The following is a 23,187-nucleotide window of genomic DNA, read 5'->3' as shown; positions in this document are numbered from 1 at the left end:
AACATGCTCTGGGCCTGCATCCTGTTCCCTCAGCTGGCGCTGGACACGGTCCTGCGTGAGCGTGACGACCCCGATACCCCTCTGGTGCTGCTTGCCGGGCCGACCCAGCGACGCGTACTGCAGGCGGTCAACCCGGCGGCGGCCGCGCTCGGCCTGCGGGCCGGGCAAACCCTGACAGCGGCGCGTGCGCTGGCCGATGGCTTCAGCTGTGTCGAAGCCGACCCCAGGCGCATCGACCAGGTGCAACAGTTGCTGGCAGCCTGGGCCTACCGCTTCAGTGCCCAGGTCAGCCTGCACTATCCACGGGCGCTGTTGCTGGAGGTGGGCTCCAGCCTGCAACTGTTCGGCCCCTGGCCGCTGTTCGAGGCACGCCTGCGCCAGGAACTGGCGGAACTGGGCTTGCGCCAGCGCATCGTCCTGGCCAGCAACCCGGTGGCGGCGCGCATGCTTGCCAACGCTCACGATGGCCTGGCCGTGAGTGACGCCGAGGCCACCCGTGCGGCGCTGCTGGGCATGCCCATCGAGCGTATCGGCCTGCCTGCGCAGGCTGCCGAGGCCTTTGCCCGCATGGGCCTGCGCCAGTTGGGCCAGGTGCTGGCCTTGCCCCGCGACAGCCTGGCCAGACGCTTTGCGGCCCAGGTGCAGTTGCACCTTGACCAGTTGCTCGGCCTGCGCAACCTGGGGCTGGGCTTCTACCAGCCACCGGACCGGTTCGAGACCCGGCTGGAGCTGAATTTCGATGTTGAATCACACCAGGCCCTGCTGTTCCCGCTGCGACGCATGCTCAACGACCTTGCCGCGTTCCTCGCCGGGCGGGACTGTGGCGTGCAGCGTTTCTGCCTGTACCTGGAGCATGCCGAAGGGCCGGATACCGTGCTGAAGGTAGGCCTGCTGGCCGCCGAACGCGATGCCGCGATGCTGTTCGAACTGGCGCGCGGGCGCCTGGAGCCGCTGCGCATTGCCGCACCGGTGCGCAACCTGCGGCTGGTTGCCGAGGACCTGCCACCCTTCGTGCCGCAACACCAGGCATTGTTCGACCCCCGTGCGCAACAGGCGCAACCTTGGGAACAATTGCGCGAACGGCTGCGCGCCCGCTTGGGCGATGAGGCGGTCAAGGGCCTGAGCGCGGCAGCCGATCATCGCCCCGAATATGCCTGGCAAGCGGGAGAGCAGGGCGCCCAGGGCAACATGCCGGTCGCCCCAGGCAGCCGCCCTGGCTGGCTGCTGTCGGCCCCTGTGGCACTGGACGAGACCGGCTATCGCCTGCAAGGCCATGCCGAGCGCATCGAATCGGGCTGGTGGGATGGCGGCGATGTGCGCCGCGACTATTACCGCATCGAAACCCGTGACGGCCTGCGTGGCTGGGCCTACCGCGACCTGGGCAAGGCCGGCCCGCTGTGGCTGCAGGGCTGGTTCGCATGAATACCCCGGGTTATGCCGAGCTGCATTGCCTGTCCAACTTCAGCTTCCAGCGTGGCGCGTCGAGCGCCGACGAGCTGTTCCGGCGCGCGCGCGAACAGGGTTACCAGGCTCTGGCGATCACCGACGAATGCACCCTGGCCGGCATCGTCCGTGCCTGGCAGGCGGCCAAGGAACACCAGCTGCGGCTGATCGTGGGCAGTGAAGTGCAGTTGCAGGACGGCCCCAGGCTGGTGCTGCTGGTGCAGGACCTGGCCGGCTACCAGAACCTGTGCGCGCTGATCACCCGGGCCCGGCGACGGGCGCAGAAGGGCGACTACCAACTGTTTCGCGATGACCTGCAGCAGCACCATCAGGGCCTGCTGGCATTGTGGGTGGCCGATGACAGCGGTGATGCCACCCCCGGGCAGTGGCTGCATGGCCTGTTCGGCGAGCGCCTGTGGCTGGCCGTGCACCTGCACCGCGGCAGTGACGATACCTTGCGCCTTGAACGCTTGCGCGGCCTGGCGGCCAGGGTCGGCATCCGCGCCGTGGCCTGTGGCGATGTGCACATGCACGTGCGCGGTCGCCGCGCCTTGCAGGATTGCATGACCGCCATTCGCCAGCACTGCCTGGTGGCCGAGGCCGGGCGCTTCCTGTTTGCCAATGGCGAGCGGCACCTGCGCAGCCAGGCGCAACTGGGCGAACTCTATCCCGCCGACCTGCTGGCCGAGACCCTGGCCATCGCTGCGCGCTGCCAGTTCGAATTGAGCGAATTGAAATATCAGTATCCATGCGAACTGGTGCCCCAGGGGCATACCCCGGCAAGCTGGTTGCGCGAATTGTGCCAGCAGGGTTTGCCGTTGCGCTGGCCAGGCGGGCCGAGCAGCAAGGTGCGGGATGTGCTGGCCAGGGAGCTGGCGCTGATCGAGGAGCTGGGCTACGAAAGCTACTTCCTGACGGTGCACGACATCGTCGCTTTCGCCCGCAGCCAGCGCATTCTGTGCCAGGGGCGGGGGTCGGCCGCCAACTCGGTGGTGTGCTTCGTGCTGGGCATCACCGAGCTCGACCCCATGGAACACCACCTGTTGTTCGAGCGCTTCCTGTCGCGCGAGCGCAACGAGCCGCCGGACATCGACGTGGACTTCGAGCACGACCGGCGCGAGGAGGTGATCCAGTATGTATTCCGTCGCTATGGCCGGCACCGGGCGGCGCTCACCGCGGTGGTCAATACCTACCATGCCGCCGGTGCGGTGCGGGATGTGGCACGGGTGCTGGGGTTGCCCGCCGACCAGGTGGACGCCCTGGCCAAATGCTGTGGCCGCTGGAGCGATCGCATACCCGATGACCAGCGCCTGGCCGAGGCCGGTTTCGAGGCGGGCAGCCCTTCGCTGCGCCGGGTGCTGGTGCTGGCCGGTGAACTGATCGGCTTCCCTCGGCACCTGTCACAGCACCCGGGCGGTTTCGTCATCTCGCAGCAACCCCTGGACGAACTGGTACCGGTGGAGAATGCTGCGATGCCGGAGCGCACGGTGATCCAGTGGGACAAGGATGACCTGGACATGCTCGGCCTGCTCAAGGTCGATGTGCTGGCGCTGGGCATGCTCAGCGCCTTGCGCCGTTGCTTCGACCTGCTGCAACGCCACCGTGGCCGTCACCTGACCCTGGCAACCATACCGGGCGAAGACCGGGCCACCTACGAAATGATCAGCCGTGCCGAGACCATGGGCGTGTTCCAGATCGAGTCCCGCGCGCAAATGGCCATGTTGCCGCGGCTGCAGCCCACAAAGTTCTACGACCTGGTCATCGAGGTGGCCATCGTCCGCCCCGGGCCGATCCAGGGCGACATGGTCCACCCTTACCTGCGCCGGCGGCTGAAGCAGGAGCCGGTGACGTACCCCTCGCCGCAACTGAAGGCAGTGTTCGAGCGCACCCTGGGTGTGCCGCTGTTCCAGGAGCAAGTGATGGAACTGGCAATGGTCGCGGCCGACTACACCCCGGGCGAGGCCGACCAGTTGCGCCGCAGCATGGCCGCCTGGAAGCGCCACGGCGGCCTGGAGCCGCACCGCGAGCGGCTGGTGCAGGGCATGTTGCGCAATGGTTACGACCTGGCGTTTGCCGAGCGCATCTTCGAGCAGATCAAGGGCTTTGGCAGCTATGGCTTTCCGGAATCGCACGCGGCCAGCTTTGCCTTGTTGTGTTATGCCAGCAGCTGGCTCAAGTGCCATGAACCGGCGATTTTCACCTGCGCGCTGGTCAACAGCTGGCCCATGGGCTTCTACAGCCCCGACCAGTTGCTGCAAGAGGCCCGGCGCCAGGGCATCGAGGTCAGGCCGGTCGATGTATGCCACAGTGACTGGGACTGCACGCTCGAGCCTGAGCCTGGAGAGGCCCTGGCCATTCGCATGGGCTTGCGCCTGGTGCGCGGCGTTGCCGAGGCCGACGTCAGGCGCCTGGAGCAGGCGAGGGCGCAGCGGCCATGGCGCGATGTCGAAGACCTGTGCCTGCGTGCCGGGCTCGATCCGCGTGCCCGCGCCCACCTGGCCGATGCCGGCGCGCTGCGCGCCTTGGCCAGCGACCGGCACCAGGCGCGCTGGCAGGTGGCGGCGGTGCAGCCGCAACTGCCTTTGTTCGCCGATATGCAAGCCTTGCCGGAAAGCACCGTTGAACTGCCCGTTCCCAGCGTGGCAGAGGACTTGATGGCCGATTACCAGACCCTGGGTACCACGCTTGGGCCGCATCCCTTGACCTTGTTGCGCCCACGCCTGCGGGCGCTGGGCTGTCGCAGTTCGCGCGAGCTGCAGGATGTCGGGCATGGTGACAACATTGCCGTGGCCGGGCTGGTGGTGGGCCGCCAGCGGCCCCAGACCGCCAGTGGGGTGACCTTCGTCACCCTGGAGGACGAGCACGGCATGGTCAATGTGGTGGTGTGGCGGGAGCTTGCCGAACGGCAGCGGCGGGCGCTGGTGGGGTCGCAGTTGCTCAAGGTCAGCGGGCGGCTGGAGCAGGAGAAGGGCGTACGTCACCTGATAGCACGGCGGCTGGAGGATGTGAGCCCGTTGTTGCAAGGGCTGGATGTGCGTAGCCGGGATTTCCATTGATCACTGGCACCTCACGCAAAATCCTGGTTTTTGCGCGGTCTCTGTGGGAGCAACTGTCTTGCTCAAATTCCAAAAGGCGGCGCGATTCCTGTGGGAGCGGCCTTGTGTCGCGAAAGGGCTGCAAAGCAGCCCCAGCAATTTCAACTGTTGCGCATCAATCCTGGGGCCGCTTTGCGGCCCTTTCGCGACACAAGGCCGCTCCCACAGGGTACGAGGATTGGTTGCGAATTCAGTTCTCTTCGCGACAGTCGCTACACCATCGCCAACCGCTGCTTGCGCGTCGGTGCCGGGAACGCCCGGTCGATCGCCCGCAGGTCTTCGCCGGTCAGGGTTAGCGCACCCGCAGCCGCATTCAACCGCACATGCTCGGGCGTCACGGCTTTGGGGATGGCTATCACCCCGTCATCACGGGTCACCCAGGCCAGGCAGACCTGAGCCGCCGTGGCGCCATGGCGCTCGGCGATTTCCGCCAGCACCGGGTGCTGCAGCAGGCGCCCGGCCTGGGCCAGCGGGCAGTAGGCCATGGTCGGCAGCGCGCGCTTTTCGCACCACGGCAACAGGTCGAACTCGATGCCACGCTGGGCCGGGTTGTACAGCACCTGATTGGTGGCGCAATCGGGGTTGTGCAGTTCGCGCAGGTCGTCGACGTCGAAATTGGAAACACCCCAGTGCTTGATCTTGCCTTGCTCGCGCAAGCGCTCGAAGGCCTCGACGGTTTCCTCCAGTGGGTGCTGGCCACGCCAGTGCAGCAGGTACAGGTCGATGCAGTCGGTGCCCAGGCGAGCGAGGCTGCGCTCGCAGGCCGCCGCCATACCGCGCCGGCTGGCATTGTGCGGGTACACCTTGCTGACCAGGAACACCTGGTCGCGGCGCCCCGCAATGGCCTGGCCGACCACTTGTTCGGCGCCACCTTCGCCATACATCTCGGCGGTATCGATCAAGCTCAGGCCAAGTTCAATACCCTGTTGCAGGGCCGCCACCTCGGCCGCCTTGCGGGCCGGATCCTCCCCCATGTGCCAGGTGCCCTGGCCAATGGCCGGAACGCTCGAACCTGCCAGTTTCACGTAACGCATGTCACCTCCGGGATGCGGGTATTGGAAAGCAGTACCTCGAGCAGCGCTTGCGCCGCCGTGGAAAGCTTGTGTTCGCTGAGGGCGATCACGCCGATGCGGCGCTCGACCGTGGGCTCGACCAGGGTTACGCAGCGAGCGCCCAGCTCTTGCATCTGGTTGATGCACAGCGCAGGCACGGCGCTGACCCCCAGGCCACTGGCAACCATTCGGCCAATAGTCGTCAACTGGTGGCTCTCGAAAGCCACCGCCAGTTTGCCGTGGCGGGCGGCCACGTTCTGCTCCATTAGCAGGCGCACCGCCGAAGGCCGCTGCAGGGCCACGAAGTCTTCGGCCAGCAACTGGGCCCAACTGACCTGGGGCAGCTGCGCCAAGGACGAATCGGCGGGCACCACGGCGACGAAGCGGTCCATGTACAACGGGTGGAAATCCAGGCCATCGATGTTGTCCGGTTCGAAGCCGATGCCCAGTTCGACGCGGCGATGGCGCACCAGTTCCTGTACCTGTTCGTTGATCACATCGTGCACGGTGACGTTGACCTTCGGGTAACGCTGGCGAAAGACCTTCAGCGAATGGGGCAGCAGGTTGCCGGCAAAGGCCGGCATGGCCGCCACCGAAACCCTGCCCAGTTGCAGGGTGAAACGCTGGCGCAGCATTTCTTCGGTGTCATCCCAGTCGGCCAGCAGGCGCCGTGCCAGCGGCAGCAGTACCTCGCCCTCGGCAGTCAGGCTGACGCTGCGCGTGGTGCGGCTGAGCAGGGCGCCGCCAAGGTTTTCTTCCAGGGCCTTGATGGTCAGGCTCAGGGCCGGTTGCGAGACATGCAGGTGTTCACCGGCCTGGGCGAAGCTCTGGAACTTGGCCACAGCGACAAAGGCGCGCAGTTGCTTGACGTTCATGACAGGCCTTTTGGTTGTTTTGCAAAAGTTATCAATCGATGATGAAAACAAAATTAACAAATCAGTCGCTTGCGGTGAAGATGTCCCCACACGCTCACCGACAGCCTCGTCGGTTCAACAACTACAAAAGGCGGATCAGCATGGCCGGACTGGACAAGCGCGTTGCAACCTATGAACAGGCCCTCGAAGGCCTGACCGACAACATGACGGTACTGGCTGGTGGTTTCGGCCTGTGCGGCATCCCTGAAAACCTTATCAGCGAAATCAAGCGCCGGGGCGTCAAGGGCCTGACCGTGGTCTCCAACAACTGCGGTGTCGATGGCTTTGGCCTGGGCGTGCTGCTGGAAGACCGGCAGATTCGCAAGATGGTCGCTTCCTACGTGGGCGAGAACGCCGAGTTCGAACGCCAGTTGCTGAGCGGCGAGCTGGAAGTGGAACTGACCCCGCAAGGCACCCTTGCCGAGAAGATGCGCGCCGGTGGCGCCGGCATCCCGGCCTTCTACACGGCCACCGGCTACGGCACCCCGGTTGCCGACGGCAAGGAAGTGCGCGAATTCAACGGCCGCAAGTACATCCTCGAAGAATCCATCACCGGCGACTTCGCCATCGTCAAGGGCTGGAAGGCCGACCACTACGGCAACGTGGTGTACCGCAACACCGCGCAAAACTTCAACCCACTGGCGGCCACCGCCGGCAAGATCACCGTGGTCGAAGTGGAAGAGATAGTCGAACCTGGCGTGCTGCTGCCCAGCGAGATCCACACCCCGGGCATCTACGTGGACCGCGTCATCGTCGGCACCTTCGAAAAGCGTATCGAAAAGCGCACCGTCAAGGCCTGAGCGCCATCTACCAGAACAACAAAGAGATCCTGACCATGGCACTGACCCGCGAACAGATGGCACAACGCGTCGCCCGTGAACTGAAGGACGGCTACTACGTCAACCTGGGTATCGGCATTCCGACCCTGGTGGCCAACTACGTACCCGCCGACATGGATGTGATGCTGCAATCGGAAAACGGCCTGCTCGGCATGGGCGAATTCCCCACCGAAAGCACCATCGATGCCGACATGATCAACGCCGGCAAGCAGACCGTCACCGCCCGCCGCGGTGCTTCCATCTTCGATTCGGCACAGTCGTTCGCCATGATCCGTGGCGGCCATGTCGACCTGACCGTGCTCGGCGCATTCGAAGTGGATGTGCAAGGCAACATCGCCTCGTGGATGATCCCGGGCAAGCTGGTGAAGGGTATGGGTGGTGCCATGGACCTGGTGGCCGGCGCCGAGAACATCATCGTTACCATGACCCACGCTTCCAAGGATGGCGAGTCCAAGCTGCTGCCCCAGTGCAGCCTGCCATTGACCGGCGCTGGCTGCATCCGCAAGGTGCTGACCGACCTGGCCTACCTGGAAATCGAAGACGGCGCCTTCATCCTGCGCGAGACCGCGCCCGGGGTGAGCGTTGAGGAAATCATCGAGAAGACCGCCGGCAAACTGATCGTGCCGGATGATGTGAAGGAAATGACTTTCTAAGGCATTACACAATCCTACCCTGTGGGAGCGGGCGTGCCCGCGAATGCTGCGGTGAAATTACCGACGCATTCGCGGGCACGCCCGCTCCCACAGGGTTTTGTGTTGTCTGGCAATGCTGCTTTACCCCATAAAACCAATAAAAGGAATTGAACTGTGGCCGCTGAAATCCAAGACAGCCGCTCCGCCCGCTTTGCCTTGCGCTGCTCCAACTGGGCCGAACGCTGGTTCCCCGATTCCTGGGTGTTTGCCGCCCTGGCTGTGCTGCTGGTGTGCATCGGCGCCCTGGCCATGGGCGCCAAGCCGACCGACACCGCCAAGGCCTTTGGCGATGGCTTCTGGAGCCTGATCCCGTTCACCATGCAGATGGCCTTCGTGGTCATCGGTGGCTATGTGGTGGCCAGCTCGCCGCCCGCCGCGCGTCTGATCGACCGCCTGGCGCGCATCCCCGGCAATGGCCGTTCGGCAGTGTGCTGGGTGGCGCTGATCTCGATGCTGGCATCGCTGCTCAACTGGGGCCTGTCGCTGGTGTTCGGCGGCCTGCTGGTGCGGGCCCTGGCTCGGCGCACCGAACTGAAGATGGACTACCGCGCAGCCGGCGCTGCCGCCTACCTGGGCCTGGGCGCGGTGTGGGCGCTGGGCCTGTCTTCATCGGCTGCGCAACTGCAGGCCAACCCGGCCAGCCTGCCACCGTCGATCCTGTCGATTACCGGGGTAATCCCGTTCACCGAAACCATCTTCCTCTGGCAGTCCGGCGTGATGCTGGCAGCGTTGGTGGTGGTCTCGCTGGTGATCGCCTACGCCACGGCCCCGGGCCCGAACAGCGCGCGCAGCGCCCAGGACTGCGGGGTAGACCCCAGCTTCACCGCGCCACCGGCACCTCAGCGCACCCGCCCGGGCGAGTGGCTGGAACACAGCCCCATCCTGATCCTGTTGCTAGTGGCCCTGGCCGCCGGCTGGCTGTACCAGGAGTTCGCCACCAAGCCGGCGATTACTGCCATTTCCGGGCTGAATACCTACAACCTGTTGTTCATCATGCTCGGTGCCTTGCTGCACTGGCGCCCGCGCAGCTTCCTCGATGCGGTGGCGCGCGCGGTTCCGACCACAACCGGGGTGCTGATCCAGTTCCCGCTGTATGGTTCGATTGCTGCCATCCTCACCCAGGTGAAGGGCGTCGACGAGCAGACCCTGGCCCACCACATTTCGCTGTTCTTCACCCAGATCGCCACTCATGACACCTATGCCGTGCTGATGGGCGTGTATTCGGCGGTGCTGGGCTTCTTCATCCCGTCGGGCGGTGGCAAGTGGATCATCGAGGCGCCTTACGTGATGCTGGTGGCCAATGACCTGCAGTATCACCTGGGCTGGGCAGTGCAGATCTACAACGCCGCCGAAGCCTTGCCGAACCTGATCAACCCTTTCTACATGCTGCCGCTGCTGGGGGTGCTGGGACTCAAGGCGCGCGACCTGATCGGCTTCTCGTTCGTGCAGTTGCTGGTGCACGTGCCGCTGGTGCTGGTGTTGCTGTGGGCATTGGGCACGACGTTGCAGTACCTGCCGCCGGTGATGCCGTAACCCTAGGCCTGCGCTGGCTTTTGTAGGAGCGGCCTTGTGTCGCGATAGGGCCGCAAAGCGGCCCCAGGGTTTCAGCAATAGTGCACAAATTGCCGGGGCTGCTTTGCAGCCCTATCGCGACACAAGGCCGCTCCTACAAGGCTCAGCACAGCAGCCCCAGCATTTCCCTGGCAGTCCACGTATGATGGCCAGGCTGCCTTCGCCTGGGAAACACGCGTCACATGTCTATCCGATTGAAACTGCTGCGAAAGAAACTGGGGATGACCCTGGAGCTGCTGGCCGACAAGACCGGCATGACCAAGAGCTACCTGTCCAAGGTCGAACGCGGCCTCAATACCCCCTCGATCGCCGCCGCGCTGAAGCTGGCGCGGGCACTGAATGTCAATGTCGAAGAACTGTTCGCCGAAGAGCAGGCCGGCAAGAGCCGCTACAGCCTGGTGCGCCATGGCGAGCGCCAGGCCCTGGTAGGGGATGGGGCAGGGCCGGGGTACGCTGCCCTCACCAGCCAGGTCGGGCAGCGCAGCCTGCTGCCGTTCCTGATCCAGCCGCCGACCGAATTCAGCGACCCCACATTCAAGGAACACCTGGGCGAAGAATTCCTGTTCGTCCATGTCGGCCAGGTGGAAGTGGACTTCATGAGCGAGCGGGTGCTGCTGGAGCAAGGTGATGCCTTGCATTTCAATGCCCAGACACCACACCGGCTAAGGTCGGTGGGGCCGCTGCCGGCGCAATTGCTGGTCGTGGTACACCACCCAGACGAATAGGGCGCCGGGGCGCTGAAGTGCCCCGCAGCCTGCCTTTCTCAGCGATGAAACTTTGGCGCCACTAAGGCAGCGGGCCATGCTCGTCTTGCGCGTCGATATTTTGACGACGCTGCCCGGTGCTCATTGAATTTTATTATAGTGTCGAATCATTGACGCAATGTCATTGTGTTCATAAGCTCAATTCAACAGTGAAACAACTCCCGAACACCACGCCAACAAATAGTTGATTTTCCTCTTTAAAGGAGGGGGCGTATGCGCACGGCTCTGATTATCAAGTCGATGTCTTTGCTGGCGCTGTTGAGTGGCGCGGCGCGTGCGGCGGATTTGTATATCAATCAGAACAGTATCATCCCTGTTTCAACCGCAGGGTGGTTCTTTGCATTTGCTGTGGTTGGCTTTGTGGCAGTCGCCAACAGAAGAAATATATGAGTCCGCCAGCCTGGGTTTTTACCCTTGACGCCAGCGGCCCGGGGCCTGGCTTGTCAATTCCCCAGCCGTTGCTATATTGCCAGTAGCCCGTGCAGGTCCACGGTTGCAGGCAGCACAGCCCAGGCTGCAGAGCGTCAAGGCAAGGCCTTCGGAAGATCGAGGCCATCGCGGTTGGCGTATGCCGCGAAGCGGAGCGAGAGTTGGTGTGCTGTTCTCATTCAGTGCTCTTTGTCGGGCCTTTTCGGCCGGAGGGACCCTCATGGTGCGTTCAATGTTTGCCGCGTTCTGCATGCTGATGGTGTGGTCTGGTGCCGGTAAGGCCGACCCGCACAGTGCTACCTACCTGCTCAGCCCCGGCGATGTAGTGATGGTTTCGGTGTGGCAGGAAGATAGCCTGCGCCAGGAAGCTACCGTACTTCCCGATGGCAGTATCACGTTCCCCCTGGCCGGGCGCATAGATGTTGCCGGTCTGGATGTAACGGCCGTTGAAAAACAGGTGGCTGCCAAACTCGAGAAGTTTCTCCCCGACCCGAACGTCAGCGTTGTCGTCAAGAGCATCGCCGGCAACCTGGTCTATGTACAAGGCAAAGTGATCAAGCCCGGGCCGGTACAGATGGCAGGCCCTACCGCAGTGCTGCAGGCCCTGAGCATGTCGGGCGGCCTGGACAAGTTTGCCGATGAAAGCGAAATCAAAGTGGTGCGTGGCACCGGCGCTTCCCAAAAAATCCTGCCCGTGCGATATAGAGACCTGGTGTCTGGCCGGGATATGTCCACCAACATCCAACTGCAGGCTGGCGATACGCTGGTCGTTCCTTGATCTTGCCTTTAATAAGAACACTTAATGCCTCTTCTCAGAACAACTAGCATTGCAACGGCAATCTTGGTGTTGCCGTTTGCGGACCCAGTCCTGGCAGCAAATTGGCAGTCTACGGTGGTGGTACCGACTTCCGTCGAACATGACAGCAATCCCTTGCTGTTGTCGTCGGGTGAAAAGGGCATAACGCGCACGATCATCGCGCCGGATTACACCCTGATCGGTACCTTCGACCGGGACGAACTGAGGTTGGGGCTGGGCATGAATGTATTGCGCTCGTCCGACACCGCGGTGGTCGACAACCGTGAGGACCCCGACGTAAGCCTGGGCTGGCAGCGTCAGACAGAGCGCGGGCGGTTTGGCCTGCTGGCGCGTTACAACGAAAGCTCGACGTTGTCGGGAACGGTGCTGGATACCGGCGTGGTTACCACCGATGGCACGCAAAAGCTGTATACGCTGACCGGCAACTGGAGCCAGGCGGTTTCCGAACGCAGCACCTTGAGCAACGAAACCACCTACAACCGTGCCCGTTATGACATCAGTACGCTGACGGGTTACGAAGAACTGGGCAACGTGTTCACCTGGACCTACGCCTGGAGCGAGCGGGCTGATCTGTACAGCCGCTTCGGCGCCCGGCGTTATGAGCCCGAGCAGGACCAGACGGCGACGGCGTCCAACAGCTACAGCCCGGCGGTCGGGGTCAAGTACCAGTTCTCCAAACGCCTCAGCGCCGATGCGCATGTGGGGGTTACCGAGGTTTCCGGCGACGAGGGTGGCCGACGCGGGGAGGGTGGGGTTGCGCTGCTGTACACCGGTGTGCGTGCCGACGCCAGCTTCACCGCCGAACGCAGCACTGTGGCCAGCGCCGAAGGCGGCTTCGCCGAGCTTGACCAGGTGCGCGGTGTGTGGAGTTACGCCGTCAGCGAACTGACCCGGGTGGGTACGGACGCTGCCTGGCAAGACAGCAAAGGGCAGACCCCCAACACCCTGCAGACCTACAGCGTGTGGGCCAGCCGCCAGTTTTCGCCGTACTGGGACCTGCGCCTGTCGCTGATGTACAAGGAACGGCAGCAGGATCACGAAGCCGATGCGAACGCTACTATCGTGGGTTTGACGTTGACGTACAGGTACCCCGACATCTGAACTTCAGGCAGGTGGCCCCATGAAGTCCGACTACGAGCTCTCCCTCAGAGATTACATCGCCATAATCAAGGACCGGGCCCTGTTATTGGGGGGGAGCATCGTAGTCATTCTGGCCGCGACCGTCGCAGTCGCAGTGATGGTGCCGCCGATCTACCAGTCGACCGGTACCATCCTGGTGGAGTCGCAACAGATTTCCCCCGAACTGGTATCGACCAACAACACAAGCTTTGCCGATGAACGCATCGAAGTGATTCGCCAGCGGGTGATGACCCGCGAGAACCTGCTGCGCATCATCGACAAGTACAACCTGTTCCCCGACAAGCGCTTCAGCGATAGCGACAAGATCGACCACATGCGCAGTGCCGTCGTGGTCGAGACCCTCACCACCTTTGTACGCGGGCGCGGTGAAGCGACCGTGGCGTTCAATGTGTCCTTCGAGCACAAGCAGCCAGAGGTGGCCAAGGAAGTCGCCGACGAGTTGGTGACGCTGTTCCTCAACGAGAACCTCAAGCAGCGTACCGAGCGGGCCAATGAAACCACCGAGTTCCTCACCCAGGAGGCGAACAAACTGGGGGCGGAGCTTGCCAGCCTGGAAAACCAGCTGGCGGATTTCAAGCAGGCCCACGCCAATGCCTTGCCCGAGCACCAGACCCTGCGCATGAACATGCTGTCACGCTCGGAGTTGGAGTTCCGCGAGGTTGACCGTGACTACAAGGCCGCCCAGGAAGAATTGCGTTACCTTGAGCTGGAACTGTCTGCGGCCAGTGCCGGGCTGGCCACCAAGGCCGGCGAAGGGCCCAGGGCGGCCAGTGCCGACCAGCCCCAGGACCTGCCCAGCCTGAAGGCCGAGTATGCCCGGCTGCTGAGCCGCTACAAGGAAGCCCACCCTGATGTGGTGGCGGTCAAGCGCAGGATTCAGGCGCTCGAAGCCAGTGGCAGCCGCACGGCGGCGGCTTCCACGGTCGGCCTCGATGTCGCTCGCGTGCGCGCCAAGATGAGCGCGGCGCAGGAGCGCATCGCTTCGCTGGCCGAGCAGAAGCGCGAGTTGACCCGCAAGATGGAAGGCTACGAGGCCGAAATCCTCGAGGCGCCGCAGGTCGAGCGTGGCCTGGTGACCTTGATGCGTGACCACGACAACGCGCGCAAGAAGTACGAGGAAATCCGCGCCAAGGAAATGGGCGCGAAGATTACCGAGAGCCTCGAGCAGGAGAACAAGGCCGAGCGCTTCGTACTGCTGGAGCCACCGCTGATGCCCGAGAAACCGATCAAGCCCAACCGCAAGAAAATCGCGGCGCTGGGCCTGGTGCTGGCACCGGCAGGTGGCGGTGCGCTGGTGATGCTGATGGAAATGTTCAACCAGCGCATTCGCGGCGTCGGTGCCCTGGAAAACCTGCTGGGCAGACGGGTGCTGGTGGCGCTGCCATACATCGATACCAAGGCCGATGTGGCCAGGCGCAAGCGTTGGCGCAACTGGCTGATCCTGGCGGCACTGGCGCTGACGGCTATCATGGTGGTGCTGGTGCACGTGTTCTACATGCCACTGGATGTGCTGTTGTTCAAAGTCATGTCTCGGTTTGCATAGGAAAGCAGTGATGGACAGGACCACGTCGGCTGTTGGCAATAATCTTCACCAGGTTACCCCGGGTACCCCGCAGGCCTTGTCACCCGCCCCAGGTACGGCGCTGGCGGAAGTGCCTGGCCAGTTCGATTACGTGAACACCAAGGTGGTGCCGCTGCGCGCGGAGCACCTTGAGCGTCACCGTATCGTCGCCTACAACAAGAACTCCAACATGAATGGGCCGATCGACCTGCTGCGCACGCAAGTGCTCAGGACCATGGACGAGAATGGCTGGCGAACCTTGGCCATTACCTCGCCAACCCCTGAAGCGGGCAAGACGGTGCTGTCGATCAACCTGGCCATGAGCATCGCCCACCACACCACCAAGACCGCGTTGCTGGTGGACTTCGACCTGCGTCGGCCCAAGGTCGGCAGCAGCCTGGGCCTGCCCATGGACCAGGCGTTGAACGAGTTTCTGACGGACAAGGCCGAGCTGCAGGACTGCCTGGTCAACCCGACCTTACCTCGGTTCGTGGTACTGCCCACGCGGGTACCGGTGCCGTTGTCTACCGAAATGCTGTCGTCGCCCAAAGTGAACAACCTGATAAGCGAACTGCGCAACCGCTACGAGTCGCGTATCTGCATTTTCGATTTGCCGCCGTTGCTCAGTTCTGACGATGCGATCACTGTGATACCCAAGTTCGACTGTGTGCTGCTGGTGGTGGCCAACGGTATGAACAACAGGAAGGAAATCGAGGATTGCCTTCATCACCTGGCAAGGGTGAACCTGGTGGGGACGGTATTGAACAAGGCTGATGAGCAACCCCGGACCTATTATTGAGGCTCGGGATTTTAGGGCTGCTTCGCAGCCCATCGCGACACAAGGCCGCTCCCACAGGTATTACGCACTCTTTCGGCTGGTGGGGTTCCCTGTGGGAGCGGGCATGCCCGCGAAGCAGGCGACACGGTGGCTGGCACCGGCTACGCCGGTGTTCGCGGGCGCGCCCGCTCCCACAGGTATTGCGCATTCTTTCGGCGGTGGGGTTCCCTGTGGGAGCGGGTTCACCCGCGAAGCAGGCGACGCGGTGGTTGGCACCGGCTACGCACAATTGCCTGAGCAAGAAAGCGGATGCAGGCAGGGCTGTGGATGCGTACAGTAGGTCGATCGCAACCTGGCAGGAGCCTGCTTATGTCCAGCGCATTCACCTTCATGCAGTCGCCCGTCGGCACCTTGACCCTGGTGGCACGCGGCGAGTGCCTGGCAGCCGTACTCTGGGAGGAGGAGCGGGAAAACCGTGTGCGCCTTGGCGCCCTGCACCGTGATGACCAGTGCCCGGTACTGCGGGAAGCCGCCAGCCAGCTCGGCGAGTACTTTGCCGGGAAACGCCAATGCTTCGACCTGGCGCTGGATTTTGCCGGCACCGAATTCCAGCGTCAGGTGTGGGCCGCGCTGTTGGCAATACCCTTCGGTGAAACCCGCAGCTACAGCGACATCGCCCGGCAGATCGGCAACCCCAGTGCAGTGCGTGCGGTAGGCGCCGCCAATGGCCGCAACCCGATCTCGATCATCGCCCCGTGTCATCGGGTGATCGGTGCTTCGGGCAGCCTGACCGGCTTTGCCGGCGGCCTGGCGGCAAAGCAGTACCTGCTGGCGCTGGAGGGCCGGCAAAGTCTGGCACTGGACCTGTAAGCGTCAACAGAACCAGCTGGCAGCCAGGCAGACCAGCACGGCCAATGCCGAGCCAGCCAGCAGGGTGTACTGCCGATGGGCCCGGCGTGCATGGGGCCTCACTGCGCGCAGGTATTCGCCGGGTGTCGGCGCATCAGGCCGGTGGCGCAATCCCTCGGCCACATCGGCCAGTTGCCCCTGGATGAGCAGCCCCGTCAGGTAGTAGGTACAGGCATAGCTCAGCAACGCCAGAAACAGATAGATCATGCCGGTTGCAGGGCCAACGGCACCGCCATGGCAGTCCCGTTAGCGGTATCCAGCACGATCAGCCCTTCGCTGTGGTCGTCCAGGCTGGCCAGCAAGCGCCCCTGGCTGTCCCAGGCCGCCGAGCCGCCGGCGCCGATGAAGGTGTCGGCCGGCCCCACGCAGTTGGCCAGCAATACCGTCATGCCCAGCTCACGAGCCACCTCGGAGTAGTGCTGATAACCCTCACGGATGCCCTTGGCGGTTTTCGCCACGCTGACCAGATACAGGTCGGCGCCATGTTCCCGCGCGGCTGCCGCATGGGCCATGAACATCGATTCGTAGCAGATCGCAGGCGCTACCCGGTGCGCACCCACCTGCAGCAGCAAGGCTTGATCGCCTGGGGTGAACCAGGGCAGTTCGTCATCATGCAGGCGCTGCTTGGCATAGGCCTGGCGCGGTGCCCCGGGGCTGAGAATTGGCATGCCGATACGGATGCCGTCAGGTGTCGGCAGTGGCAGGCCCACGGCGACGGTGATACCAAAGCGGTCGCAGGCTGCCTGCAGCGGGTCCAGCCGCGCCGAACCGACTGGCAGGGCGGCCTGGCGCGCGAGGGTCGGCTCATAGCCGGTCAGCGACAGTTCGGGAAACACCACCAGTTCGGCGCCAAGGGCTGCGGCCTGTTCGATGCAGGCCAGGTGGCGTTCGAGGTTGGCTTGCACATCGCCCTTGAGCGATGCCAGTTGCACGGCACACGACTTCATGAATGACCCTTCCCTGGTACAGGTTGAAGGGCCGAGCATACTACCGGCACCATCGCCTGTTCCAGTGAAGGGATATTCAGGAAGCCGAGTGGACGGCGAAGCGCTGGCGGAACCAGTCGTCGAGCATGGCCTTTTCGGCATACAGGCGGTCGCTGCTGCTCGTGACCCGGCCCGGGCGGCTGAGATACATCTTGTCGCTGACCCGCTCCTGCGCCTGCTGGTCGGGTTTGCCCGGTTGGCTGAGGGTGTAGCTGAGGTCGATGGTCGGCCAGGTGATTTCACGCATGAAACGCACATCGTAGGCCTGGCCGTGCCAGGGCTCGAAACGCCCGGCCAGGTCGATGTCGCGGATATCGATGACCAGTTGCTGGCCGGGTTGCAGGTAGCGTTGGCCAAGCTTCTGCAGGTACTGGCTCAAGGTTTTCATCACATAGGCGTCGGCGCCACGCTCGTACCCGTGGCTGTCGAGGCTGGCATCACGGAATTTTTCCGGATGGTCGAAACGTACCTCGACCTGCGCGGCCGGGGTACCTTGTGCCATGCTGTCCAGTGACAGCGCCATGAGCACGGCACACACTAGGGTGGTACGCATGATGCACCTCCGGGGCAGATTGCGCATGCCTCCATTTTACCCTTGGCATGGCGCTACGGCAGAGGAAGATTGTAATGGCACGGTTTCGGCGTCTGATTGCCAACCTGCGGGGGCGTGACCTGGCGGTTGGCGATATCCATGGTCATTTCCAGCGCCTGCAGCAATGCCTGGATGCGGTGGGGTTCGATCCGGCCGTGGACCGCCTGTTCAGCGTGGGTGACCTGGTCGACCGTGGCCCAGACAGCGAGGCGGCGCTGGAATGGCTGGCGCAGCCCTGGTTCCATGCCGTGCAAGGTAATCACGAGGCCCTGGCAATCACCCGCGTTCGCGGCGGGCGGCTCGACCTGGACATGTATCGCGCCGCTGGCGGCGGCTGGTTTCTGGACCTGCCGCGGGCCCGGCAGTTGGGTTTCGTGGAGCGCTTCGAGCAACTGCCGATTGCGATAGAAGTTGAAAGTGCGGCGGGCCTGGTAGGCCTGCTGCATGCCGACAGCCCGTATGCCGATTGGACAGTGCTGAGGACTTGGCTGGAGCTGGATGACGACCCCAAGGTACGAGAAGTGTGCCAATGGTCACGGCGCCGGCTGAAGTTAGGCGATACCCAGCCCGTGCAGGGCCTGCGTGCCTTGTTGGTGGGCCACACGCCGGTGCTGGAGGCCAAGCAGCTGGGCAACGTCTGGCACCTGGATACCGGGGGCTGGGCCAGTGGCCATTTCACCTTGATGGACATGCGCACCCTGCAACTGGTCAGCCCCAGGCCAGATGAAACAACAGTGCCACAGCCAATAGCACCAGCATGACCCCGGAGGCCCGCTCCAGCCACGGCAGGCAGCGGGCGAAGCGCCGCAGCACCAGCGGGTTGCCGATGGCTATCGCAACCAGCAGGTCCCATAGCAGCACGATGCCGAACATCCACAGGGCACAGGTTGCTTTCCAGGCAACGCTGGCACTGGCAACCATGCTGACCAGGCTGGCATAGAACAGCGCATTCTTGGGATTGAGAATGCCGGACAGGAACCCCATGCCCAATCCCCGCCACCACCCTTGAACTGTCTGCTTGCCAGCGACTGCGCCCAGGCTGGTTTGCCCGGCATGGCGCAGGAACAGGGTGCCGATGTACAGCAGGTAGCCGGCGCCGGCCAGTTGCAGGATGGTGAACAGCAGGCTGCCTTCCTGCAGTACCGACAGGCCGGTAAAGGCCATGGCGATGAACACGCCGTTGGCCAGGGCGATACCCAGGCAGGCACCGCTCGCGATGCGCCAGCCGGCGTTGACCGAGGTGCGTGCGACCAGGAAGAAGTCCGGGCCGGGAGAGAGCAGGGCAAGGAAGTGGGCGAGGGCGATGATCAGGAATTGTTGCATGGGGTGGGCGGCTCTGGCGGAAAGCCTGACTCTGCCCTTCGGCGTTCATGCCGTATTGAACAATATTGCAGGCCCATTGCCGGGGCTGCTGCGCAGCCCTTTCGCGACACAAGGCCGCTCCCACAAGGTGCTGCGTACGCCGTTCAATGTGGGAGCGGCCTTGTGTCGCGAAAGGGGCGCAAAGCGCCCCCATGGTCTCAGCGGCTGTGCAGATCCCGATACTGCCCCGGTGTCACCCCCACATGGGTCTTGAACACCCGCTGGAAATGGCTTTGGTCGGCAAACCCGAGCTTATAGGCCACCTCCGCCAGGGCCTGTCCTTCCCCCAACAACTGTCGCCCCCGGTTGATTCGGGCATTGAGCAGGTAGGCATGCGGCGTAAACCCGGTGGCCGCGCGAAATGCGCGAATCAACTGGTAGCGCCCAAGCCCGGCTTGCCGGGCCAGAACCGCCAGGCTCAACTGCGCCGGGTCCTGGTCCTCGATGTGCGCGATCAGCCCGCTCAGCTCGCTCGCCCCCAGGGCCGGTGCCGGCGCCAGCGGCGCGAGCCTGACACAGTCCAGGTCACCCAGAAAGGCAATCAGCGCCGCATCCTTCTCACCATGGCTGGCGTTGGAGAACAGCAGGCTGTTCAGTTCGCAGAACAGCCGATACACCTCCGGCACCTGGCAGATACGTGCCGGCTCGCCGGGCCCGGCACCCTCCAGCCCGGACTCCAGGTGCAGCTGTGCCAGCCAGTCGGCATCCACATGCAACATCTGGTAGCTCCACGCTTGCCCGGGCTCGGGGTTGCAGGCATGTACCCGGCGGGCCGGGACCAGTACCAGCGTGCCGGGTGTCAGGCGTTGCTGGCCGTTGCCGGCACCGGTGAAATGACTGTGGCCGGCGTCCACCACACCGATTGAAAACGTCGGGTGGCTGTGGGCCTTGTAGCAGGCGCGGCTATGGCAGGCGCGGCGGCTTTCGACATGCGGCAGCGCCGGGTCGCGCCACAGCGCGGCATGGGAACGGGGCATCACAGGGTCCTCGATATGTTCGGCAGCTTAACAGGCGCCGCGCACCCATACAGTTTTTTCCGCTGGCTGTAACTTGACCGCAAGGCCCGCTACCCGCCGAAATAGACGCCTGTCGCCAAAGGAAAACAATGATGGACCTCTCGAGCCTGCTGCTTTTCATCCCCGCCTGTTTCGCCCTGAACATGGCGCCGGGGCCGAACAACCTGCTGTCGCTGCACAATGCCAGCCGTTACGGCCTGCGCACGGCTTGCATGGCCGGTGGCGGGCGCATCGTCGCCTTCAGCGGCATGATCGCCCTGGCGGCCATGGGCCTGGCCGTGGTGCTGCACACCAGCGAATACCTGTTCCTGGCCATCAAGGTGGTGGGGGCGGCGTATCTGTTCTATATCGCCTGGCAACTGTGGCGGGCACCGGTTGGCGAGGCGGTGGTGGCAAGCGATCACCCCCGCGGCACCTGGCGCCTGGCACGCCAGGAGTTCTGGGTGGCCGCTGGTAACCCGAAGGCGATCCTGATCTTCACCGCCTTCCTGCCACAGTTCGTCTCGGTCGGCAGTGGCACCCCGGTGAGCGAGCAATTCCTCTGGCTGGGCGTGCTGTTCCTGTTGCTGGAGTGGGCCGCCATCGCCATCTACGCCGGCCTGGGGGCGTACCTGCAGCGCTGGTTCAGCCAGCCCGGCCCACGCCGGCTGTTCAACCGGGTCAGCGCCTCATTGCTGGGCTGCGCCGGCCTCGGGCTGCTGGCTGCGCGCCGCGCTTAGTCGCGGTAGAAGGTTTGCACCAGATGGTAGCCGAACTTGCTCTTGATCGGCCCGTGGACCACGCGCAGAGGTTTCTTGAAGATCACCTGGTCGATGGCGCCGACCATCTGGCCAGGGCGAATCTCGCCCAGGTCGCCGCCGCGCTTGCCCGAAGGGCAGATGGAGAATTTTTTCGCGAGCACGTCGAAAGCCTCGCCATTGGCGATGCGCTGCTTGAGCTTTTCGGCTTCATCAGCGGTCTTGACCAGGATGTGGCGGGCTTGGGCTTTCATGGGGTACCTGTGCTTCGGGGGGGCAAAAAAGTGCGCATTATGCCTGATCGAGTCGAGTTGAGGCCAATGTGGGAGCGGCCTTGCGTCGCGAAAGGGCCGCAAAGCGGCCCCAGAAATCTATGCTTCGCTGCTGAAATCCCGGGGCTGCTCTGCAGCCCTTTCGCGACGCAAGGCCGCTCCCACAATGACGGTGAATACCTTCATGACGGGGTGCGCAACTCCTCGCGATCCCGAAACTGCTCCAGCGCCTCGGGGTTGGCCAGGGCATCGGTGTTCTTCACCGGCAAGCCATGCACCACGTTGCGAATCGCCAACTCCACCAGCTTGCCGCTGATGGTACGCGGGATGTCATCGACCTGGGCGATCACCGCCGGCACATGGCGGGGCGTGGTGTACTGGCGGATTACCTGGCGGATATGCTGGCGCAGGGCCTCATCCAATTGCAGGCCGTCACGCAGGCGAACGAACAGCACTACCCGCACGTCGCCTTGCCAGTCCTGGCCGATGGCCACGCTTTCCAGCACCTGCTCGACCTTTTCCACCTGGCGGTAGATCTCCGCCGTGCCAATGCGCACCCCGCCGGGGTTGAGCACGGCATCGGAGCGGCCATGAATCACCAGGCCGCCATCGGCACGCTGTTCGGCATAGTCGCCCTGGGCCCATACTCCCGGGAACTGGCTGAAGTAGGCATCGTGGTATCGACTGCCGTCCGCATCCTTCCAGAACCCCAGCGGCATGGACGGGAAGTTGCGCGTACAGACCAGCTCGCCTTTTTCGCCCTCCACCGGCTGGCCATGCTCGTCCCACACTTCCACCGCCATGCCCAAGCCCTTGCACTGGATCTCGCCACGGCGCACTGGCAGGGTCGGGTTGCCCAGCACGAAGCAAGAAACGATATCGGTGCCACCGGACATCGATGCCAAGCACAGGTCGGCCTTGATCTTGCGGTACACGTAGTCGTAGCTGTGTGGCGACAGCGGCGAGCCGGTGGACAGTAGCAGGCGCAAGCGCGCCAGGCGATGGCTTGCCGCAGGTTCCAGGCCCGCCTGCTCCAGCGCCGCCAGGTACTTGGCGCTGGTACCGAAGGCCTGGATGCCCTCGGCGTCGATCAGGTCCAGCAGCCGCTCGGGGCCGGGATGGAAGGGCGAGCCGTCGTACAGTACCAGCGTGGCGCCCACCGCCAGGCCGCTGGCCAGCCAGTTCCACATCATCCAGCCGCAGGTGGTGTAGTAGAACAGCACGTCATCGGCCTTCAGGTCGTTGTGCAGGCCATGTTCCTTCAGGTGTTGCAACAACACGCCGCCAGCGCGGTGGACGATGCACTTGGGTACGCCGGTGGTGCCGCTGGAATACAGGATGTACAGCGGGTGATCGAAGGGCAGCGGGGTGAAGCGGGGTTCACCGCCGGGCTGAAAGAACTCGTCCCACAGGCTGACGTTGGCGGCCTGGAATTCGTCGGCGCGCGTCCCGCTGCGGGTATGGGGCACCACGATCAGCCGTTCCAGCCCGGGCAGTTGCGCGCACACCTGGTTGACCTTGTCCACCTGGTCGATGGCCTTGCCGGCGTACTGGTACCCGGCGCAGGCGATCAGCAGCTTGGGCTCGATCTGGCCGAAGCGGTCGATGATGCCGTGTACGCCAAACTCGGGTGAGGAGCTGGACCACACCGCACCGAGGCTGGTGCAGGCAAGCATGGCCACCAGCGTTTGCCAGGTATTGGGCATGACCGCGGCTACCCGGTCGCCGGGGACGATGCCGGCGGCCTTGAAGGCTGTTTGCAGGCCGGCTACCTGGGCGGCCAGCTGGGCATGGGTGAACAGCTGGCGTTGGCCGTCTTCGCGCACTGCGACCAGGGCCGGGCGATCGTCGCGGCGGCGCAGCAGGTGTTCGGCGAAGTTGAGGGTGGCATTGGTGAACCACTGGGCATCGGGCATCTGCGGCCCTTCGCTGAGCACCTGGCTCGGCGGCGTATGCCAATGAACGTGAAAATAGTCGGCAAGGGTTTGCCAGAAGGCAGAGCGCTGCTCGATGCTCCAGCGGTGCAGCGCCTGGTAGTCGTCGAGTTGCAGGTTGTAGCGCAGGTTGACCCGGCGGCGGAAGGCATCCATCCGGCTGGCCTCGATCTGCGCCGTGGAGGGGCGCCAGAGCACATCGTTCATGCCGAACCTCCTGTTGCTGCCGGATGTAGGCCTTCCTGTGTAGGAGCGGCCTTGTGTCGCGATAGGGCCGCAGCGC

Annotated in this window: 23 protein-coding genes; 14 read left to right on the top strand and 9 right to left on the bottom strand. The window is 64.0% G+C overall.

The annotated features are described in order from the left end of the window. The first annotated feature begins 3 nt into the window (after positions 1-3). Together JV551A3_RS15980 and JV551A3_RS15975 are read left to right on the top strand one after the other, a co-directional pair. Complete coding sequence (locus tag JV551A3_RS15980) at positions 4-1,422, top strand: Y-family DNA polymerase (protein ID WP_133972379.1); 1,419 nt, start codon at positions 4-6, stop codon at positions 1,420-1,422. After that, positions 1,419-4,499 carry an error-prone DNA polymerase gene (locus tag JV551A3_RS15975; RefSeq protein ID WP_133972381.1) on the top strand — a complete coding sequence of 1,027 codons (3,081 nt, stop codon included), beginning with the start codon at positions 1,419-1,421 and terminating at the stop codon, positions 4,497-4,499. The genes JV551A3_RS15980 and JV551A3_RS15975 overlap by 4 nt, the downstream gene beginning before the upstream one ends. A gap of 251 nt (positions 4,500-4,750) precedes the next feature. Here JV551A3_RS15975 and JV551A3_RS15965 read toward each other — a convergent pair whose 3' ends face one another. Beyond that, positions 4,751-5,572 (bottom strand): aldo/keto reductase, encoded by an 822-nt coding sequence (locus JV551A3_RS15965; RefSeq protein ID WP_133972385.1) that lies wholly within the window; start codon positions 5,570-5,572, stop codon positions 4,751-4,753. Continuing rightward, positions 5,560-6,465, bottom strand: a complete 906-nt coding sequence (locus JV551A3_RS15960) for a LysR family transcriptional regulator (protein WP_133972387.1) — start codon at positions 6,463-6,465, stop codon at positions 5,560-5,562. The genes JV551A3_RS15965 and JV551A3_RS15960 overlap by 13 nt, the downstream gene beginning before the upstream one ends. Before the next feature lie 140 nt (positions 6,466-6,605). Between JV551A3_RS15960 and JV551A3_RS15955 the strand changes: the two genes are divergently transcribed. The 10 genes from JV551A3_RS15955 (at position 6,606) to JV551A3_RS15910 (ending at position 15,966) form a co-directional block, all read left to right on the top strand. Beyond that, positions 6,606-7,304 (top strand): CoA transferase subunit A, encoded by a 699-nt coding sequence (locus JV551A3_RS15955; protein WP_015270421.1) that lies wholly within the window; start codon positions 6,606-6,608, stop codon positions 7,302-7,304. Positions 7,305-7,339: 35 nt separating this feature from the next. Continuing rightward, positions 7,340-7,996, top strand: a complete 657-nt coding sequence (locus tag JV551A3_RS15950) for a CoA transferase subunit B (protein ID WP_112253377.1) — start codon at positions 7,340-7,342, stop codon at positions 7,994-7,996. A gap of 153 nt (positions 7,997-8,149) precedes the next feature. After that, complete coding sequence (locus tag JV551A3_RS15945) at positions 8,150-9,568, top strand: short-chain fatty acid transporter (RefSeq protein WP_013972720.1); 1,419 nt, start codon at positions 8,150-8,152, stop codon at positions 9,566-9,568. 221 nt (positions 9,569-9,789) lie between these two features. Further along, positions 9,790-10,332, top strand: coding sequence for a helix-turn-helix domain-containing protein (locus tag JV551A3_RS15940; protein WP_133972389.1), 543 nt, complete (start codon positions 9,790-9,792; stop codon positions 10,330-10,332). Between the two features lie 252 nt (positions 10,333-10,584). Next, complete coding sequence (gene eppA / locus JV551A3_RS30680; protein WP_166674253.1) at positions 10,585-10,761, top strand: EPS-associated small membrane protein EppA; 177 nt, start codon at positions 10,585-10,587, stop codon at positions 10,759-10,761. Between the two features lie 259 nt (positions 10,762-11,020). After that, positions 11,021-11,578, top strand: a complete 558-nt coding sequence (locus tag JV551A3_RS15935) for a polysaccharide biosynthesis/export family protein (protein ID WP_085693486.1) — start codon at positions 11,021-11,023, stop codon at positions 11,576-11,578. 24 nt (positions 11,579-11,602) lie between these two features. Next, complete coding sequence (locus tag JV551A3_RS15930) at positions 11,603-12,718, top strand: hypothetical protein (protein ID WP_133972391.1); 1,116 nt, start codon at positions 11,603-11,605, stop codon at positions 12,716-12,718. A gap of 19 nt (positions 12,719-12,737) precedes the next feature. Then, entirely contained in the window at positions 12,738-14,300 is a 1,563-nt protein-coding gene (locus tag JV551A3_RS15925; protein ID WP_133972393.1) for a GumC family protein, read from the top strand. Positions 14,301-14,310: 10 nt separating this feature from the next. Then, complete coding sequence (locus tag JV551A3_RS15920) at positions 14,311-15,117, top strand: CpsD/CapB family tyrosine-protein kinase (protein WP_112253383.1); 807 nt, start codon at positions 14,311-14,313, stop codon at positions 15,115-15,117. A gap of 348 nt (positions 15,118-15,465) precedes the next feature. Then, positions 15,466-15,966, top strand: a complete 501-nt coding sequence (locus JV551A3_RS15910; RefSeq protein ID WP_112253384.1) for a methylated-DNA--[protein]-cysteine S-methyltransferase — start codon at positions 15,466-15,468, stop codon at positions 15,964-15,966. Between the two features lie 3 nt (positions 15,967-15,969). Here JV551A3_RS15910 and JV551A3_RS15905 read toward each other — a convergent pair whose 3' ends face one another. The 3 genes from JV551A3_RS15905 to JV551A3_RS15895 form a co-directional block, all read right to left on the bottom strand. Beyond that, positions 15,970-16,212: a hypothetical protein gene (locus JV551A3_RS15905; RefSeq protein WP_133972397.1), complete on the bottom strand. Its 243-nt coding sequence runs from the start codon at positions 16,210-16,212 to the stop codon at positions 15,970-15,972. Beyond that, positions 16,209-16,952: a carbon-nitrogen hydrolase family protein gene (locus JV551A3_RS15900; protein ID WP_133972399.1), complete on the bottom strand. Its 744-nt coding sequence runs from the start codon at positions 16,950-16,952 to the stop codon at positions 16,209-16,211. The genes JV551A3_RS15905 and JV551A3_RS15900 overlap by 4 nt, the downstream gene beginning before the upstream one ends. Positions 16,953-17,028: 76 nt before the next feature. Then, on the bottom strand, positions 17,029-17,544 hold the full coding sequence (locus tag JV551A3_RS15895) for a DUF3016 domain-containing protein (RefSeq protein ID WP_133972401.1): 516 nt from the start codon (positions 17,542-17,544) through the stop codon (positions 17,029-17,031). A 74-nt stretch (positions 17,545-17,618) separates the two neighbouring features. Between JV551A3_RS15895 and JV551A3_RS15890 the strand changes: the two genes are divergently transcribed. Beyond that, positions 17,619-18,344, top strand: coding sequence for a metallophosphoesterase (locus tag JV551A3_RS15890; protein ID WP_133972403.1), 726 nt, complete (start codon positions 17,619-17,621; stop codon positions 18,342-18,344). Here the strand turns inward: JV551A3_RS15890 and JV551A3_RS15885 are convergent. Both JV551A3_RS15885 and JV551A3_RS15875 read right to left on the bottom strand, forming a co-directional pair. Continuing rightward, positions 18,292-18,906, bottom strand: coding sequence for a LysE family translocator (locus JV551A3_RS15885; RefSeq protein WP_133972405.1), 615 nt, complete (start codon positions 18,904-18,906; stop codon positions 18,292-18,294). The genes JV551A3_RS15890 and JV551A3_RS15885 overlap by 53 nt on opposite strands. 197 nt (positions 18,907-19,103) lie before the next feature. Continuing rightward, positions 19,104-19,922: a helix-turn-helix transcriptional regulator gene (locus JV551A3_RS15875; RefSeq protein WP_133972409.1), complete on the bottom strand. Its 819-nt coding sequence runs from the start codon at positions 19,920-19,922 to the stop codon at positions 19,104-19,106. Positions 19,923-20,053: 131 nt separating this feature from the next. Between JV551A3_RS15875 and JV551A3_RS15870 the strand changes: the two genes are divergently transcribed. Then, positions 20,054-20,680, top strand: a complete 627-nt coding sequence (locus tag JV551A3_RS15870) for a LysE family translocator (RefSeq protein WP_133972592.1) — start codon at positions 20,054-20,056, stop codon at positions 20,678-20,680. Here JV551A3_RS15870 and JV551A3_RS15865 read toward each other — a convergent pair. After that, on the bottom strand, positions 20,677-20,952 hold the full coding sequence (locus JV551A3_RS15865) for a peptidylprolyl isomerase (protein WP_016715601.1): 276 nt from the start codon (positions 20,950-20,952) through the stop codon (positions 20,677-20,679). The two genes, JV551A3_RS15870 and JV551A3_RS15865, sit on opposite strands and share 4 nt — an antisense overlap. Before the next feature lie 200 nt (positions 20,953-21,152). Continuing rightward, entirely contained in the window at positions 21,153-23,111 is a 1,959-nt protein-coding gene (locus tag JV551A3_RS15855; RefSeq protein ID WP_133972413.1) for an acetoacetate--CoA ligase, read from the bottom strand. Positions 23,112-23,187 lie beyond the last annotated feature (76 nt).

The sequence above is a fragment of the Pseudomonas inefficax genome, assembly GCF_900277125.1.
GTDB classification, from domain to species: Bacteria; Pseudomonadota; Gammaproteobacteria; order Pseudomonadales; family Pseudomonadaceae; genus Aquipseudomonas; species Aquipseudomonas inefficax.
The sequence above is the reverse complement of the archived record's forward strand: the minus strand, read 5'-3'. Positions and strand labels throughout refer to the sequence as shown.

What these genes read in the sequence shown, in the direction of transcription:
- JV551A3_RS15930 (WP_133972391.1), top strand. Translation starts at nt 11,603, where the DNA reads ATGCCTCTTCTCAGAACAACTAGCATTGCAACGGCAATCTTGGTGTTG.
- JV551A3_RS15910 (WP_112253384.1), top strand. Translation starts at nt 15,466, where the DNA reads ATGTCCAGCGCATTCACCTTCATGCAGTCGCCCGTCGGCACCTTGACC.
- JV551A3_RS15900 (WP_133972399.1), bottom strand. Translation starts at nt 16,952, where the DNA reads ATGAAGTCGTGTGCCGTGCAACTGGCATCGCTCAAGGGCGATGTGCAA.
- JV551A3_RS15950 (WP_112253377.1), top strand. Translation starts at nt 7,340, where the DNA reads ATGGCACTGACCCGCGAACAGATGGCACAACGCGTCGCCCGTGAACTG.
- JV551A3_RS15925 (WP_133972393.1), top strand. Translation starts at nt 12,738, where the DNA reads ATGAAGTCCGACTACGAGCTCTCCCTCAGAGATTACATCGCCATAATC.
- JV551A3_RS15870 (WP_133972592.1), top strand. Translation starts at nt 20,054, where the DNA reads ATGGACCTCTCGAGCCTGCTGCTTTTCATCCCCGCCTGTTTCGCCCTG.
- JV551A3_RS15855 (WP_133972413.1), bottom strand. Translation starts at nt 23,111, where the DNA reads ATGAACGATGTGCTCTGGCGCCCCTCCACGGCGCAGATCGAGGCCAGC.
- eppA (WP_166674253.1), top strand. Translation starts at nt 10,585, where the DNA reads ATGCGCACGGCTCTGATTATCAAGTCGATGTCTTTGCTGGCGCTGTTG.
- JV551A3_RS15890 (WP_133972403.1), top strand. Translation starts at nt 17,619, where the DNA reads ATGGCACGGTTTCGGCGTCTGATTGCCAACCTGCGGGGGCGTGACCTG.
- JV551A3_RS15980 (WP_133972379.1), top strand. Translation starts at nt 4, where the DNA reads ATGCTCTGGGCCTGCATCCTGTTCCCTCAGCTGGCGCTGGACACGGTC.
- JV551A3_RS15895 (WP_133972401.1), bottom strand. Translation starts at nt 17,544, where the DNA reads ATGCGTACCACCCTAGTGTGTGCCGTGCTCATGGCGCTGTCACTGGAC.
- JV551A3_RS15875 (WP_133972409.1), bottom strand. Translation starts at nt 19,922, where the DNA reads ATGCCCCGTTCCCATGCCGCGCTGTGGCGCGACCCGGCGCTGCCGCAT.
- JV551A3_RS15885 (WP_133972405.1), bottom strand. Translation starts at nt 18,906, where the DNA reads ATGCAACAATTCCTGATCATCGCCCTCGCCCACTTCCTTGCCCTGCTC.
- JV551A3_RS15955 (WP_015270421.1), top strand. Translation starts at nt 6,606, where the DNA reads ATGGCCGGACTGGACAAGCGCGTTGCAACCTATGAACAGGCCCTCGAA.
- JV551A3_RS15865 (WP_016715601.1), bottom strand. Translation starts at nt 20,952, where the DNA reads ATGAAAGCCCAAGCCCGCCACATCCTGGTCAAGACCGCTGATGAAGCC.
- JV551A3_RS15940 (WP_133972389.1), top strand. Translation starts at nt 9,790, where the DNA reads ATGTCTATCCGATTGAAACTGCTGCGAAAGAAACTGGGGATGACCCTG.
- JV551A3_RS15920 (WP_112253383.1), top strand. Translation starts at nt 14,311, where the DNA reads ATGGACAGGACCACGTCGGCTGTTGGCAATAATCTTCACCAGGTTACC.
- JV551A3_RS15935 (WP_085693486.1), top strand. Translation starts at nt 11,021, where the DNA reads ATGGTGCGTTCAATGTTTGCCGCGTTCTGCATGCTGATGGTGTGGTCT.
- JV551A3_RS15905 (WP_133972397.1), bottom strand. Translation starts at nt 16,212, where the DNA reads ATGATCTATCTGTTTCTGGCGTTGCTGAGCTATGCCTGTACCTACTAC.
- JV551A3_RS15975 (WP_133972381.1), top strand. Translation starts at nt 1,419, where the DNA reads ATGAATACCCCGGGTTATGCCGAGCTGCATTGCCTGTCCAACTTCAGC.
- JV551A3_RS15965 (WP_133972385.1), bottom strand. Translation starts at nt 5,572, where the DNA reads ATGCGTTACGTGAAACTGGCAGGTTCGAGCGTTCCGGCCATTGGCCAG.
- JV551A3_RS15960 (WP_133972387.1), bottom strand. Translation starts at nt 6,465, where the DNA reads ATGAACGTCAAGCAACTGCGCGCCTTTGTCGCTGTGGCCAAGTTCCAG.